Origin of the sequence: Pseudomonas sp. 8O (assembly GCF_902506495.1) — a bacterium.
GTDB lineage: Bacteria > Pseudomonadota > Gammaproteobacteria > Pseudomonadales > Pseudomonadaceae > Aquipseudomonas > Aquipseudomonas chaetocerotis.
Genome location: NZ_LR733263.1, coordinates 309316 through 323834, shown reverse-complemented (window position 1 = coordinate 323834; position 14519 = coordinate 309316). Strand labels below are relative to the sequence as shown.

Annotated in this window: 11 protein-coding genes; 8 read left to right on the top strand and 3 right to left on the bottom strand. The window is 63.0% G+C overall.

The genetic code is table 11. The features are described from left to right. Nucleotides 1–36: 36 nt before the first annotated feature. The 3 genes from mupP to GV002_RS01455 all read right to left on the bottom strand — a co-directional run bounded on the left by mupP (nt 37) and on the right by GV002_RS01455 (nt 2896). The gene (mupP, locus tag GV002_RS01465; RefSeq protein ID WP_160016734.1) at nt 37–708 is read right to left on the bottom strand and encodes an N-acetylmuramic acid 6-phosphate phosphatase MupP; all 672 of its coding nucleotides are present in this window, start codon (nt 706–708) and stop codon (nt 37–39) included. Continuing rightward, the gene (gene ubiG, locus GV002_RS01460) at nt 708–1406 is read right to left on the bottom strand and encodes a bifunctional 2-polyprenyl-6-hydroxyphenol methylase/3-demethylubiquinol 3-O-methyltransferase UbiG (RefSeq protein ID WP_143508853.1); all 699 of its coding nucleotides are present in this window, start codon (nt 1404–1406) and stop codon (nt 708–710) included. Before ubiG ends, mupP begins: the two co-directional genes overlap by 1 nt. 170 nt (nt 1407–1576) lie before the next feature. Further along, the gene (locus tag GV002_RS01455) at nt 1577–2896 is read right to left on the bottom strand and encodes a TRZ/ATZ family hydrolase (RefSeq protein ID WP_160016733.1); all 1320 of its coding nucleotides are present in this window, start codon (nt 2894–2896) and stop codon (nt 1577–1579) included. 160 nt (nt 2897–3056) lie between these two features. On the opposite strand from GV002_RS01455, the gene mtnA reads away from it, so the two are divergent. The 8 genes from mtnA to cmk all read left to right on the top strand — a co-directional run bounded on the left by mtnA (nt 3057) and on the right by cmk (nt 14431). After that, nucleotides 3057–4133 carry an S-methyl-5-thioribose-1-phosphate isomerase gene (gene mtnA / locus GV002_RS01450; protein ID WP_160016732.1) on the top strand — a complete coding sequence of 359 codons (1077 nt, stop codon included), beginning with the start codon at nt 3057–3059 and terminating at the stop codon, nt 4131–4133. A gap of 347 nt (nt 4134–4480) precedes the next feature. After that, the gene (gene gyrA, locus GV002_RS01445; RefSeq protein ID WP_160016731.1) at nt 4481–7258 is read left to right on the top strand and encodes a DNA gyrase subunit A; all 2778 of its coding nucleotides are present in this window, start codon (nt 4481–4483) and stop codon (nt 7256–7258) included. 157 nt (nt 7259–7415) lie between these two features. Beyond that, nucleotides 7416–8501: a 3-phosphoserine/phosphohydroxythreonine transaminase gene (gene serC, locus GV002_RS01440; RefSeq protein ID WP_160016730.1), complete on the top strand. Its 1086-nt coding sequence runs from the start codon at nt 7416–7418 to the stop codon at nt 8499–8501. Further along, nucleotides 8501–9607 carry a prephenate dehydratase gene (gene pheA / locus GV002_RS01435; RefSeq protein ID WP_178094176.1) on the top strand — a complete coding sequence of 369 codons (1107 nt, stop codon included), beginning with the start codon at nt 8501–8503 and terminating at the stop codon, nt 9605–9607. Before serC ends, pheA begins: the two co-directional genes overlap by 1 nt. Nucleotides 9608–9813: 206 nt before the next feature. After that, nucleotides 9814–10185: an endonuclease domain-containing protein gene (locus tag GV002_RS01430; RefSeq protein WP_160016729.1), complete on the top strand. Its 372-nt coding sequence runs from the start codon at nt 9814–9816 to the stop codon at nt 10183–10185. Nucleotides 10186–10422: 237 nt separating this feature from the next. Beyond that, entirely contained in the window at nt 10423–11532 is a 1110-nt protein-coding gene (gene hisC / locus GV002_RS01425) for a histidinol-phosphate transaminase (protein WP_160016728.1), read from the top strand. Further along, the gene (locus GV002_RS01420; protein WP_160016727.1) at nt 11529–13769 is read left to right on the top strand and encodes a bifunctional prephenate dehydrogenase/3-phosphoshikimate 1-carboxyvinyltransferase; all 2241 of its coding nucleotides are present in this window, start codon (nt 11529–11531) and stop codon (nt 13767–13769) included. The genes hisC and GV002_RS01420 overlap by 4 nt, the downstream gene beginning before the upstream one ends. After that, nucleotides 13766–14431 carry a (d)CMP kinase gene (cmk, locus tag GV002_RS01415; RefSeq protein WP_160016726.1) on the top strand — a complete coding sequence of 222 codons (666 nt, stop codon included), beginning with the start codon at nt 13766–13768 and terminating at the stop codon, nt 14429–14431. Before GV002_RS01420 ends, cmk begins: the two co-directional genes overlap by 4 nt. Nucleotides 14432–14519 lie beyond the last annotated feature (88 nt).

The following is a 14519-nucleotide window of genomic DNA, read 5'->3' as shown; positions in this document are numbered from 1 at the left end:
AATTGGAGAGTGACGGGTTTCACCCGCCCTGCGCGATCAGCAACTGCACAGAGCGCGATCGAGCACCGCACGCAGTTCCTGGGGGTGGTCCACGACCACGTCGGCGCCCCAGTTGCGTGGGTTGTCCTCGGGGTGGATATAGCCGTAGGTCACCGCCGCCGTGCGGCAGCCGGCGGCGCGGCCGGATTCGATGTCGCGCGCGTCGTCACCGATGAACAGCACTTCCTCGGGTTTGACGCCCATCTGCTGGCAGGCGAGCAGCAGCATGTCCGGTGCGGGTTTGCTTTGCTCGACATGGTCGGGGCAGACCAGCACTGCCGAGCGCTCGGCCAGATTCAGACCTTGCATGATCGGCTCGGCGTAACGCACCGGTTTGTTGGTGGCGACGCCCCACAACAGGCGCGCCTGTTCAATGTCGTCGAGCAGGGCTTCGATGCCCTCGAAAGGGCGGGTGAAGACGGCGCAGTGTTGCTGGTAGCGCTCCAGGAATTCCTGGCGCAGGGCTTCGAAGGCGGCGGAGTCCGGGTCTTCATCGAAGGCGCAGGCGACCATGGCGCGTGCGCCACCGGATACCTGGTCGCGTATGGTCTTGTCGGCCAGTGGCGGCAGGCCGCGTTTGGCGCGCATGGCCTGGGTGATGGCGATGAAGTCCGGCGCCGAGTCAAGCAGGGTGCCGTCCATGTCGAACAGTACAGCGCGCAAACGCATCAGTCTTTCCTCAGCGTCTGGATCATGTAGTTGACGTCGACGTCGGCTTCCAGCTTGTAGTGCTTGGTCAGCGGGTTGTAGGTCAGGCCGATGATGTCCTTGACCTCCAGCCCTGCTGCGCGGCTCCAGGCGCCCAGTTCGGAGGGGCGGATGAACTTCTTGAAATCGTGAGTGCCACGCGGTAGCAGGCGCAGGATGTATTCAGCGCCGATCACCGCGAACAGGTACGCCTTGGGGTTGCGGTTGATGGTGGAGAAGAACACCTGACCGCCGGGTTTGACCAGCCTGTGGCAGGCACGGATGACCGAAGAGGGATCGGGCACGTGCTCGAGCATTTCCAGGCAGGTGACGACGTCGAACTGGCCTGGCATTTCCTCGGCCAGCGCTTCGGCGGTGATCTGCCGGTAGTCGACTTCGACGCCGGACTCCAGTTGGTGCAACTGGGCGACCGACAGCGGCGCTTCGCCCATGTCGATGCCCATCACCGTTGCGCCGCGCTGGGCCATGGCCTCACTGAGGATGCCACCGCCACAACCGACGTCCAGTACCCGTTTGCCAGCCAGGCTGACGCGTTCGTCGATCCAGTTGACGCGCAGCGGGTTGATGTCGTGCAGGGGTTTGAACTCGCTTTCGCGGTCCCACCAGCGGTGTGCCAGGGCCTCGAATTTGGCGATTTCGGCGCGGTCGACGTTGCTCATAAGCATCTCTTTCAAAGCAGGGAAAGCGTATCGCCGCTATGTTGCCAGTTTAAGAACGGGCGTGGGGCGGCGCGGGTTCGTTCAATGTATGTCAGTTTGTCGCAGTCGTTTCGTCAGCGTAGCCCGGATGCAATCCGGGGCGGCTGCATTCTTCCCGGATTTCATCCGGGCTACCTTTTGGCAATCCTGGCTCCCCATTCCCTGGCCTTGGCGATCAGTTCGCTTTCGTCCATGCGGGTCAGGCGGCCGTCGTCCAGCAGCTGCTTGCCGCCAACCCACACATGCTTCACGCAGTCGCGGCCGCTGGCATAGATGAGCTGCGATACCGGGTCGTAGATCGGTTGCTGGGCCAGGCCGGAAAGGTCGAAGGCGACCACATCGGCCAGCTTGCCTGGTTCCAGCGAGCCGATCTGTGTTTCCAGCCCCAGTGCGCGGGCGCCATTCAAGGTGGCCATGCGCAAGGCACTGTGAGCGTTCAGGGCTGTGGCGGAGCCGGCGACGGCCTTGGCCAGCAGGGCGGCGGTGCGGGTTTCGCCGAGCAGGTCGAGATCGTTGTTGCTTGCGGCGCCATCGGTGCCGATGGCGACGTTGACGCCGGCCTGCCACAGGCGCTCGACCGGGCAGAAGCCGCTGGCCAGTTTGAGGTTGGATTCGGGGCAATGCACGATGCTGCAGTTGTGCTCCACCAGCAGCGCGAGATCCTCGTCATCGATCTGCGTCATATGCACCGCCTGGAAGCGCGGGCCGAGCAGGCCGAGACGAGCCAGGCGCGCCAGTGGGCGTTCACCGTGCTTGCTGACGGCTTCGGCCACTTCCTGCGCGGTTTCGTGCACATGCATATGAATGCCGGCATCCAGCTCGTCAGCCAGCACGCGAATTTGCTCGAGCTTGTCGTCGCTGACGGTGTAAGGCGCGTGCGGCCCGAACGCGATGCGGATGCGCGGGTGCTGCTTGAGGTCGTCGAACAGTTGCAGGCCCGTACGTAGCGCCTCGGCAGCGTTGAGTGCGCCGGGTACCGGGAAGTCCAGCACGGGAACGGTGATCTGCGCGCGCACGCCGGCCTTGTGCACGCGTTCGGCGGCGATCTGCGGGTAGAAGTACATGTCTGAGAAGCAGCTGATGCCGCCCTTGATCTGTTCGGCGATGGCCAGATCGGTGCCATCGCGAACGAAATCCTCGTCGACCCACTTGCCTTCGGCGGGCCAGATATGTTCGTGCAGCCAGATCATCAGTGGAAGGTCGTCGGCGATGCCGCGCAAAAGCGTCATCGCGGCGTGGCCGTGGGCGTTGATCAGGCCGGGGGCGAGCAGGCATTGCGGCAGCTCTCGCACCTCCGCTACCGGGTGGCGCATGGCTTCGCTGCGCGGTGCGATCAGCGCGATGCGTCCGTCACGGATGCCCAGACCATGGTCGCGCAGTACCACCCCGGCCGGCTCAACGGACACCAGCCAGGTGGGCAGGAGCAGCAGGTCGAGAGGGGCTTCGGGCATGGGGGATTGTCCGTCTGGCTTGATCGATGCGAGGAAGGGCGCCAGTGTATAGATGAATGCGCGTAGCTTGAAGTCGTGAGGGGGTGCCGGATTGTTCGGCTGGCCTCAGTCGGTCTGCGTATAATCCGCGACTTTTTGGCGGTGACAGATGGAGTGCGCGATGCGCGAGCAATTGCTGGCGGTGGAGAAGGTTCAGGCAATCGAGTGGCGCGATGGTGCGCTGTACCTGCTCGATCAGCGCCTGCTGCCGCATCGGCAGACCTGGTTGCGTTTCGATTCTGCCACCGAGGTGGCTGACGCGATTCGCGACATGGTGGTGCGCGGCGCGCCGGCTATCGGCATCGCTGCTGCCTATGGCCTGGTGTTGGGTGTTCGTGCTCGGCTGCTGGCTGGTGGTGACTGGCGCGAGGAGCTGGAGGCTGATTTTGCTTGTCTCGAGCGCTCGCGCCCCACTGCGGTAAACCTGTTCTGGGCCCTGCAGCGTATGCGTGAGCGCCTGGCGAGGCTCAAGGATGGCGACGACATCCTGGCGCTGCTGGAGGCCGAGGCGGTGGGGATTCATCTCAGCGACCGTGAGGCCAACCTGACCATGGCGCAGTTGGGTATGGAGCTGATTCGCAAGCATCAGGGCAATCCGCAGGTGCTGCTGACTCACTGCAATGCCGGTGCGCTGGCTACCGGCGGCTTTGGTACGGCGCTCGGGGTGATCCGCGCGGCGTATCTGGAAGGCTTGGTCGAGCAGGTTTATGTCGATGAAACCCGCCCCTGGCTGCAGGGGGCGCGTCTGACTGCCTGGGAATTGGCTGGCGACGGCGTGCCGGTCAGCCTCAATGCCGATGCCGCTGCCGCTCACCTGATGAAAACCAAGGGCATCACCTGGGTGATAGTCGGGGCTGACCGCATTACGGCCAATGGTGATGTGGCCAACAAGATCGGCACCTACCAGTTGGCGGTCAACGCCATGCACCATGGCGTGCGTCTGATGGTGGTGGCGCCCAGCTCGACCATCGACATGAGCCTGGAAAGCGGCGAAGACATCCTGCTCGAAGAGCGCGATGGTCGAGAGCTGCTGGAGGTGGCGGGGCATCGGGTTGCAGCGGATGTGCATGCTGTCAATCCGGTGTTCGATGTGACGCCGGCTGATTTGGTCGACTACATCGTGACCGAGAAAGGCGTGATCGAACGTCCCGACAGCGCCAAGCTGGCGCAGTTGATGTGCCGCAAGCGTTTGCACTGAGCTGATCGGGCAGCAGCTTACTCGCTGTAGGAGCCCCGTCCCCCGGGGCGAAGCTTTTGCTCTCATTGGTCGTGCATCAGCTCCTGCAGGCCGGTCGTTTCGCCTGTTTTCGTCGCGCCAGCTTCGGTTCTCGATGAGGGTTCGCGGGGTAGGTGTGTGGCGCGCTTTGTGGTAATCTCCGGCAGTTTTCAAGGGGGCTGACTACAGCCACCTTCACTGCATCGAATCGTGACATAACTCGTTGATTTGTCGTGAGTCGCTGATGGCTTGAGGCTATCGCGACGAGCTCCATGGCGTTCAGGAAGAATGACGCGGAGTTTCACCAGAAAAAAGGAACCAGGCTTCTCATGGGCGAACTGGCCAAAGAAATCCTCCCGGTCAATATCGAAGACGAGCTGAAACAGTCCTACCTCGACTACGCGATGAGCGTGATCGTCGGGCGTGCGCTGCCGGATGCGCGCGATGGCTTGAAACCGGTACACCGTCGTGTGCTCTACGCCATGAGCGAGCTGGGCAACGACTGGAACAAGCCCTACAAGAAATCCGCCCGCGTGGTCGGTGACGTGATCGGTAAATACCACCCGCACGGCGACACCGCGGTGTATGACACCATCGTACGTATGGCACAGGACTTCTCCCTGCGCTACCTGCTGGTCGACGGCCAGGGCAACTTCGGTTCGGTGGACGGCGACAACGCCGCAGCCATGCGATACACCGAAGTGCGCATGACCAAGCTGGCGCATGAGCTTCTGGCCGATCTGGAGAAGGAAACGGTCGACTGGGTGCCCAACTACGACGGCACCGAGCAGATCCCGGCGGTCATGCCGACCAAGGTGCCGAACCTGCTGGTCAACGGCTCCAGTGGTATCGCCGTGGGCATGGCCACCAACATCCCGCCGCACAACCTCACCGAGGTAATCGACGGCTGCCTGGCGCTGATGGACAACGCCGAGCTGACCGTCGATGACCTGATGCAGTACATCCCCGGCCCTGATTTCCCCACCGCGGGCATCATCAACGGCCGTGCCGGCATCATCGAGGCCTATCGTACCGGCCGTGGGCGCATCTACATCCGCGCCCGCGTCGAGGTCGAGGACATCGACAAGGTCGGCGGTCGCCAGCAGTTGGTGGTCACCGAGCTGCCGTACCAGCTGAACAAGGCGCGTCTGATCGAGAAGATCGCCGAGCTGGTCAAAGAGAAGAAGATCGAAGGCATCACCGAACTGCGTGACGAGTCCGACAAGGACGGCATGCGCGTGGTGATCGAACTGCGTCGTGGCGAAGTGCCGGACGTGGTGCTGAACAACCTGTACGCCCAGACCCAGATGCAGAGCGTGTTCGGTATCAACGTCGTGGCGCTGGTCGACGGTCAGCCGAAGATCATGAACCTCAAGGACATGCTCGAGGTGTTCATCCGTCACCGCCGCGAAGTGGTGACTCGTCGTACCGTCTACGAACTGCGCAAGGCGCGTGAGCGTGGCCACATCCTCGAAGGCCAGGCGGTAGCTCTGTCCAACATCGATCCGGTGATCGAGCTGATCAAGGCCTCGCCGACTCCTGCCGAGGCCAAGGAGCGCCTGATCGCCACGGCCTGGGAATCGTCCGCCGTGGAGGCCATGGTCGAGCGCGCCGGTGCCGACTCCTGCCGTCCTGAAGGTCTGGATGCACAGTTCGGCCTGCGCGACGGCAAGTACTACCTGTCGCCGGAACAGGCCCAGGCCATCCTCGAGCTGCGTCTGCACCGCCTGACCGGCCTGGAGCACGAGAAGCTGCTGGCCGAGTACCAGGAAATCCTCAGCCTGATCGGCGAGCTGATCCGCATCCTGACCAGCCCCGAGCGCTTGATGGAAGTCATCCGCGAGGAGCTGGAGAAGGTCAAGGCCGAGTTCGGTGATGCTCGTCGCACCGAGATCGTCGCCTCGCGCCTGGATCTGACCATTGCCGACCTGATCACCGAAGAAGAGCGCGTCGTCACCATCTCCCACGGTGGCTACGCCAAGAGTCAGCCGCTGGCCGCCTACGAGGCGCAGCGCCGTGGTGGCAAGGGCAAGTCGGCCACCGGGGTGAAAGACGAGGACTACGTCGAGCACCTGCTGGTCGCCAACAGTCACGCGACCCTGCTGCTGTTCTCCAGCAAGGGCAAGGTGTACTGGTTGCGTACCTTCGAGATTCCCGAGGCTTCGCGCGCCGCGCGCGGTCGCCCGCTGGTCAACCTGTTGCCGCTGGATGAGGGCGAGCGCATCACCGCGATGCTGCAGATCGACCTCGAAGCGCTGCAGCAGAGCGCCGGTGCCGACGAAGACCTGGACGACGACGGTGTGGTGATCGAAGGCGAAGCCGTTGAAGTGGTCGAGGCCGAAGAGGTCGAAGAAGTCGAGGGTGAAACCCCTGAGCTGGTCGCCGAACCGACTGGCGCCTTCATTTTCATGGCCACCGCATTCGGTACCGTGAAGAAGACCCCGCTGGTGCAGTTCAGCCGTCCGCGCAGCGCCGGTCTGATCGCACTGAAACTGGAAGAGGGCGACACCCTGATCGCTGCCGCCATTACCGACGGCGCCAAGGAAGTCATGCTGTTCTCCGACGCCGGCAAGGTGCTGCGCTTCGCCGAGAGCAAGGTGCGCACCATGGGTCGTACCGCCCGCGGTGTGCGCGGCATGCGCCTGGGCAAGGATCAGCAACTGATCTCCATGCTGATTCCGGAGTCTGGCGCGCAGATTCTCACCGCTTCCGAGCGTGGTTTTGGCAAGCGTACCGGCCTGGGCAAGTTCCCGCGTCGCGGTCGTGGCGGCCAGGGCGTGATCGCCATGGTCACCAGCGAGCGTAACGGCAAGCTGGTCGGCGCCATCCAGGTGCAGGACGGCGAGGAAATCATGCTGATTTCCGACCAGGGCACCCTGGTGCGTACCCGTGTCGACGAAGTCTCCAGCTCCGGCCGTAATACTCAGGGTGTGACCCTGATCAAGCTGGCCAAGGACGAGACCCTGGTTGGCCTGGAGCGTGTGCAGGAGCCGACTCCGGTGGAAGAGGACGAGCTGGTCGAAGGCGAAGAGGGCGCTGAAGTCGCCGAAAGCGCCGAAAGCGCCGAAGCACCAGTCGCCGATGCCGAGGAAGGCAGCGAGGAATAAAGTCGGGCTCCGTGGGAGGGGCTTTAGCCGCGACTGTCGCCGCTAAAGCGCCTCCCACAGGGCGTAGGGTGGGTTGAGCGCAGCGATACCCATCGGCAAGCAGTGTGGACATGCCATCGCCTGGTGGTGGCGTTCTGTGAATCTGAGAGAGACAGACGTGAGCAAGCGAGCTTTTAACTTCTGCGCCGGCCCGGCCGCGCTGCCGACCGCTGTACTGCAACGCGCCCAGGCCGAGATGCTCGACTGGCAAGGCAAGGGCCTCTCGGTGATGGAGATGAGCCATCGCAGCGACGAGTACATGGCCATCGCCAGCCAGGCCGAGCAGGATCTGCGTGATCTGCTCGCTGTGCCCAACGACTACAAGGTGCTGTTCCTGCAGGGCGGTGCCAGCCAGCAGTTCGCCGAGATTCCGCTGAACCTGCTGCCGGAAGACGGCGTGGCCGACTACGTCGAAACCGGCATCTGGTCGAAGAAGGCCATCGAAGAGGCGCGTCGTTACGGTGCCATCAACGTCGCCGCCAGCGCCAAGGCGCATGATTACTTCGCCATTCCCGGGCAGAACGACTGGCAGCTGTCGAAAGACGCCGCCTACGTGCATTACTGCAGCAACGAAACCATCGGCGGCCTGCAGTTCGACTGGGTGCCGCAGGTCGGCGATATCCCGCTGGTGGCGGACATGTCCTCGGACATCCTCTCGCGCTCGCTGGATGTGTCGCAGTTCGGTCTGATCTACGCCGGTGCGCAGAAGAACATCGGCCCGAGCGGCCTGGTGGTGGTGATCGTCCGTGAAGATCTGCTCGGTCGCGCCCGTTCCAGCTGCCCGACCATGCTCGATTACAAGATTTCCGCCGATAACGGTTCGATGTACAACACCCCGGCGACCTATTCCTGGTACCTGTCCGGCCTGGTCTTCCAGTGGCTGAAGGAGCAGGGCGGCGTCGAGGCCATGGAACGCATCAACCGCGCCAAGAAGGACCTGTTGTACAAGGCCATCGATGACAGCGACTTCTACAGCAACCCCGTCGCCCATAACGCGCGTTCCTGGATGAACGTGCCGTTCCGCCTGGCTGACGAGAAGCTGGACAAGGCTTTCCTGGCTGGCGCCGATGCGCGCGGTCTGCTCAACCTGAAAGGGCACCGTTCGGTCGGTGGCATGCGCGCCTCGATCTACAACGCTGTTGGCATGGATGCGGTCGAAGCGCTGGTGGCCTATATGGCCGAGTTCGAGAAGGAGCATGGCTAATGACGGATGTAATCTCCGAGCAGGAACTGCAAGCGCTGCGTGTGCGCATCGATAACCTCGACGAACGTATCCTCGAGCTGATCAGCGACCGTGCGCGCTGCGCTGAAGAAGTCGCCCGTGTGAAGATGAAGGAGTTGAAGGAGGGCGAGTCGCCCGTCTTCTATCGCCCCGAGCGCGAAGCTCAGGTGCTCAAACGCGTGATGGAGCGCAACAGAGGGCCGTTGGGCAATGAGGAAATGGCGCGGTTGTTCCGCGAAATCATGTCTTCCTGCCTGGCGCTGGAAAACCCGCTGAAAGTCGCTTATCTCGGTCCTGAAGGCACCTTCAGCCAGGCAGCGGCGATGAAGCACTTCGGTCACGCTGTGATCAGTGTGCCGATGGCGGCCATCGACGAAGTGTTCCGCGAGGTGGCTGCCGGTGCGGTCAACTTCGGCGTGGTGCCGGTGGAGAACTCCACTGAAGGCGCGATCAACCACACCCTCGATAGCTTCCTCGAGCACGACATGGTCATTTGTGGTGAGGTGGAGCTGCGTATTCACCATCATCTGCTGGTCGGTGAAACCACCAAGACCGACAAGATCACCCGCATCTACTCCCATGCCCAGTCGCTCGCGCAGTGCCGCAAGTGGCTGGACGCGCACTATCCGAACGTCGAGCGCGTGGCGGTTTCCAGCAACGCCGATGCGGCCAAGCGAGTAAAGAGCGAGTGGAACAGCGCGGCTATCGCCGGCGACATGGCGGCCAACCTATACGGCCTGACCAAGCTGGCGGAAAAGATCGAGGATCGCCCGGACAACTCCACACGCTTCCTTATCATCGGCAGCCAGGAAGTACCGCCGACCGGCGACGACAAGACCTCGATCATCGTCTCCATGCGCAACAAACCGGGTGCGCTGCATGAGTTGCTGGTGCCGTTCCACAACAACGGTATCGACCTGACTCGCATCGAGACCCGCCCGTCGCGTAGCGGCAAGTGGACTTACGTATTCTTCATCGACTTTGTCGGACATCATCGCGATCCGCTGATCAAGGATGTGCTGGAGAAGCTCGCGCAGGAGGCCGTGGCGTTGAAGGTGCTGGGGTCGTATCCGAAGGCGGTGCTTTGAGGTAAAGGCGCCCTCACCCCCGGCCCCTCTCCCGAGGGAGAGGGGAGGTGTGCGGTGAACGTTTTATCAATCACGTGCAGTCAGTACGATCATTAGCTTGGACATGGATATCAGCCCTGCGCCGTTCTGTTTGTCTCCCCTCTCCCTCTGGGAGGGGGGGCCGGGGGTGAGGGAAGGGGCCATCACAATTTGAAGAGAGGGCAAGGATGCCACCCGAGCACAGACCGCTCCCCGCATGGCACAAGCAGCGCGCGCGGGAATTACGCATCGCGGCCACGGATGCCGAGGTTCGTCTGTGGTATTGCCTGCGGTCGGGGCGGCTGGGCGGTTTGAAGTTTCGCCGGCAGCACCCGTTGCCGCCTTATATCCTCGACTTCTACTGTGAGGCGGCGAAATTGGCGGTGGAGTTGGATGGTTCGCAGCACGGTGGTGAGGACGACGCTGCAAGAACATCGGATTTAGAGCGTGAAGGCATCATGGTGCTGCGTTTTTGGAATGATCAGGCCTTGAAAGAAACCGAGGCTGTGTTGCAGGAGATTTATCGGGTGGCTAGCGAGCGGATTGCTTCTGATCGCTGAAAGCCCCCTCACCCCCAACCCCTCTCTCGGAGGGCGAGGGGAGCGAATCGCAGGCATCTCTAATTTGGGATGTGGCCTGCGGAACGCGGTCTTACAGTCGCAGCCGCTCGGTTCCCCTCTCCCCTTGGGAGACGACTGCATGGATGCAGGAGGTAGGGCGACGCAGGATGCCAAAGCTGAGGGGCTAGGGGTGAGGGCAGGGCGTCCCGCGAGCAATTGGATTGAAGAGGTTTGCAAATGAGCTGTGATTTCATCGCCTTGGCCCAGCCAGGCGTGCAAAAGCTGTCCCCCTACGTGCCTGGCAAGCCAGTCGATGAACTGGCCCGTGAGCTGGGGCTCGATCCGGTCGGCATCGTCAAGCTGGCCAGCAACGAGAATCCGCTTGGTCCCAGTGACAAGGTGCTGGCAGCGATTCGTGCTGAGCTGGACGAACTGACCCGCTACCCGGATGGCAATGGCTTCACTCTCAAGACTGCCTTGGCCGCTCGCTACGGCGTTGACACTGCGCAGGTGACGTTGGGCAATGGCTCCAACGACATCCTCGAGCTGGTTGCCCGTGCCTATCTGGCGCCCGGCCTCAACGCCGTGTTCAGCGACTACGCCTTCGCGGTATACCCCATCGCCACCCAGGCAGTCGGCGCGCAGGGCAAGATCGTGCCAGCCAGGGATTACGGTCACGACCTGCAGGCGATGCTTGCCGCCATCGACGACAACACCCGCGTTGTCTTCATCGCCAACCCCAACAACCCGACCGGCACCTGGTTCGGCCCGGATGCACTGGAGACCTTCCTGGCCAAGGTGCCGGAATCGGTGCTGGTAGTGCTGGACGAAGCCTATATCGAGTACGCCGAAGGCGACGAGCTGCCAGACGGTCTTGATTACCTGGCGCGCTACCCGAACCTGCTGGTCTCGCGCACCTTTTCCAAGGCCTACGGCCTGGCTTCGTTGCGTGTTGGCTACGCTGTCAGCTCGCCGGCCATCGCCGATGTGCTCAACCGCGTGCGCCAGCCGTTCAACGTCAACAGCCTCGCGCTGGCCGCAGCCTGCGCCGCGCTGGCCGATGTCGATTACCTGGCCGAGAGCCGTCGCCTGAACGATGCCGGCATGCAGCAGCTGGAAGAGGGCTTGCGTGCCCTGGGCCTGAGCTGGATTGCTTCCAAGGGCAACTTCATCGCCGTCGATTTTGCTCGCGACACCGCTGCGATCAACCAGGCACTGCTGCGTGAAGGGGTGATCGTGCGGCCGATGGCCGGTTACCGCATGCCGAATTTCCTGCGCGTCTCCATCGGACTGCCGAAAGAGAACGCGCGTTTCCTCGAGGCACTGGCCAAGGTGCTGTCGGCGTGACTGTCACTGCAGTGCAATCGAATGCCCCTAAGATCGGCCGCCTGGTGGTGGTCGGCCTCGGCCTGATCGGCGGTTCCTTCGCCAAGGGGCTGCGTGAGCGCGGCCTGTGCCGGGAGGTCGTGGGGGTCGATCTGGACGCCGAATCGTGTCGCCTGGCGGTGCAGTTGGGCGTTGTCGATCGCTGCGAGAGCGACCTTGCAGCCGCCTGTCAGGGGGCTGATGTCATCCAGCTGGCAGTGCCTATCCTGGCCATGGAGAAGGTGCTTGCCCAACTGGCCAGGATCGATCTCGGCAATGCCGTATTGACCGACGTCGGTAGTGCCAAGGGGAATGTCGTGCGTGCGGCGCGCCTGGCATTTTCCGGCAAGGCTGTGCGTCTGGTGCCCGGCCACCCCATTGCGGGCTCCGAGCAGAGCGGGGTAGAGGCGGCCAACGCGGAGCTGTTCCGTCGCCATAAGGTCATTCTCACGCCGTGCGAGTACAGCGATGAGGTCGCTCTGGCGCTGGTCGAAGGGCTCTGGCGCGAGCTGGGCGCGGATGTCGAATCGATGGAGGTGGAGCATCACGACCAGGTGCTTGCTGCCACCAGTCATCTGCCGCACCTGCTGGCGTTTACCCTGGTTGACTCGCTGGCCAAGCGTAGCGAGAACCTGGAAATTTTCCGTTATGCCGCTGGTGGTTTCCGCGACTTCACGCGGATCGCCGGCAGTGACCCGGTGATGTGGCACGATATCTTCCTCGCCAACCGCGAGGCCGTGCTACGCACACTGGATACGTTTCGCGACGACCTCGACGCCCTGCGCGACGCGGTCGACGCCGGGGATGGGCATCAACTGCTGGGCGTGTTCACGCGCGCCCGCGTGGCCCGCGAACATTTCAGCAAAATTCTGGCCCGCAGGGCCTATGTGGACGCTATGCACTCGACCGATCTGATTTTCCTGGCAAAACCTGGTAGCTCGCTGGCTGGACGTATCCGCGTACCGGGTGACAAATCCATCTCGCACCGCTCGATCATGCTGGGTTCGCTGGCTGAAGGTACTACTGAGGTCGAAGGCTTCCTCGAAGGCGAAGACGCCCTGGCCACGCTGCAAGCGTTCCGCGACATGGGCGTGGTCATCGAAGGCCCGCACCATGGTCGCGTGACCATCCACGGCGTCGGTCTGCATGGCCTGAAAGCCCCGGTTGGCCCGCTGTACATGGGTAACTCCGGCACCTCCATGCGCCTGCTCTCCGGTCTGCTGGCGGCGCAGCCGTTCGACACCACCCTCACCGGTGATGCTTCGCTGTCCAAGCGGCCGATGAATCGAGTGGCCAAGCCGCTGCGTGAAATGGGAGCGGTGATCGAGACCGGCCCGGAAGGTCGCCCGCCGCTGATCATCAAGGGCGGTCAGCGCCTGACTGGCATGGCCTACGAAATGCCCATGGCCAGCGCCCAGGTCAAATCCTGCCTGCTGTTGGCCGGCTTGTACGCAGCCGGTAGCACCTCGGTGACCGAGCCGGCGCCGACTCGTGATCACACCGAGCGCATGCTGCGCGGCTTCGGCTATCCGGTCAGCGTCGAAGGCAGCACTGCCAGCGTCGAGTCCGGCCACAAGCTGACCGCCACGCGCATCGAAGTACCGGCGGATATTTCCTCGGCGGCATTCTTCCTGGTCGCTGCCAGCATCGCTGAAGGCTCCGAACTGGTGCTCGAGCACGTTGGCATCAACCCGACCCGCACTGGTGTGATCGACATTCTCAAGCTGATGGGCGGCGACATCACCCTGGAAAATCAGCGTGAAGTCGGCGGTGAGCCAGTGGCTGACATTCGTGTGCGTGCGGCCAAGCTCAAGGGTATCGACATTCCGGAAGACCTGGTGCCGCTGGCCATCGATGAATTCCCGGTACTGTTCGTCGCCGCCGCCTGTGCTGAAGGTCGCACCGTGTTGCGCGGCGCCGAAGAGCTGCGGGTGAAAGAGTCCGATCGCATCCAGGTCATGGCTGACGGCCTGGTCGCGCTGGGTGTGAAGGCCGAGCCGACACCGGACGGCATCATCATCGAAGGCGGCGCCATTGGCGGTGGCGAAGTCTGGGCGCATGGCGACCACCGTATCGCCATGTCCTTCAGCGTCGCCTCGCTGCGCGCCAGTGCGCCGATCCGTATCCATGACTGCGCCAACGTCGCCACTTCCTTCCCCAACTTCCTCGCTCTGGCGGCCGAAGTCGGCATCAATGTGGCCGTAGAGGGCAACGCATGAGCGCCCCGGTAATCACCGTCGACGGGCCGAGCGGGTCGGGCAAGGGCACGCTTTGCGCGCTGCTGGCCAAACAGTTGGGCTGGAACCTGCTCGACTCCGGTGCGCTCTATCGCCTGCTGGCCTTCGCCGCTGGCAACCACGGCATCGATCTGACCAACGAAGAGTCGCTCAAGCAACTGGCCGCACATCTGGATGTGCAGTTCATCGACAAGCGCATCATCCTCGAAGGCGAAGAGGTGACCGACGCCATCCGTAACGAGCAGATAGGGGCGGGCGCGTCCATGGTCGCCTCGCTACCTGCTGTGCGCGAAGCGCTGCTGCAGCGTCAGCGTGCGTTTCAGGAAATGCCCGGCCTGGTGGCAGACGGTCGCGACATGGGCACCGTGGTGTTCGCCGACGCGCCGCTGAAGATCTTTCTGACCGCCAGCGCCGAGGAACGTGCCCGTCGCCGTTACTTGCAGTTGAAGGCCAAGGGCGATGATGTTAATCTCGCGAGTCTTCTCGACGAGATACGGGCGCGCGACGAGCGCGATACCCAGCGCGCGGTGGCTCCGCTCAAGCCGGCAGTCGATGCAATCGTGCTGGATTCCACCGAGCTTTCCATCGAGCAGGTACTTGAACGAATTCTGAGCGAGGTCGCTGATCGCGATCTTGCCGGGTAGAGAGTCGCAGCTGCTATAAGCTGACGGACTCGCAAGGAGGCATACGGGAGACCAGTCCTTGTCCCGTAGGCCTCTTTTTACATGAACG

Bases quoted from the DNA above. Each gene is read 5' to 3' on its own strand.
- GV002_RS01430 (WP_160016729.1), top strand. From the start codon at position 9,814: ATGCCACCCGAGCACAGACCGCTCCCCGCATGGCACAAGCAGCGCGCG.
- cmk (WP_160016726.1), top strand. From the start codon at position 13,766: ATGAGCGCCCCGGTAATCACCGTCGACGGGCCGAGCGGGTCGGGCAAG.
- mtnA (WP_160016732.1), top strand. From the start codon at position 3,057: ATGCGCGAGCAATTGCTGGCGGTGGAGAAGGTTCAGGCAATCGAGTGG.
- ubiG (WP_143508853.1), bottom strand. From the start codon at position 1,406: ATGAGCAACGTCGACCGCGCCGAAATCGCCAAATTCGAGGCCCTGGCA.
- gyrA (WP_160016731.1), top strand. From the start codon at position 4,481: ATGGGCGAACTGGCCAAAGAAATCCTCCCGGTCAATATCGAAGACGAG.
- pheA (WP_178094176.1), top strand. From the start codon at position 8,501: ATGACGGATGTAATCTCCGAGCAGGAACTGCAAGCGCTGCGTGTGCGC.
- hisC (WP_160016728.1), top strand. From the start codon at position 10,423: ATGAGCTGTGATTTCATCGCCTTGGCCCAGCCAGGCGTGCAAAAGCTG.
- mupP (WP_160016734.1), bottom strand. From the start codon at position 708: ATGCGTTTGCGCGCTGTACTGTTCGACATGGACGGCACCCTGCTTGAC.
- GV002_RS01455 (WP_160016733.1), bottom strand. From the start codon at position 2,896: ATGCCCGAAGCCCCTCTCGACCTGCTGCTCCTGCCCACCTGGCTGGTG.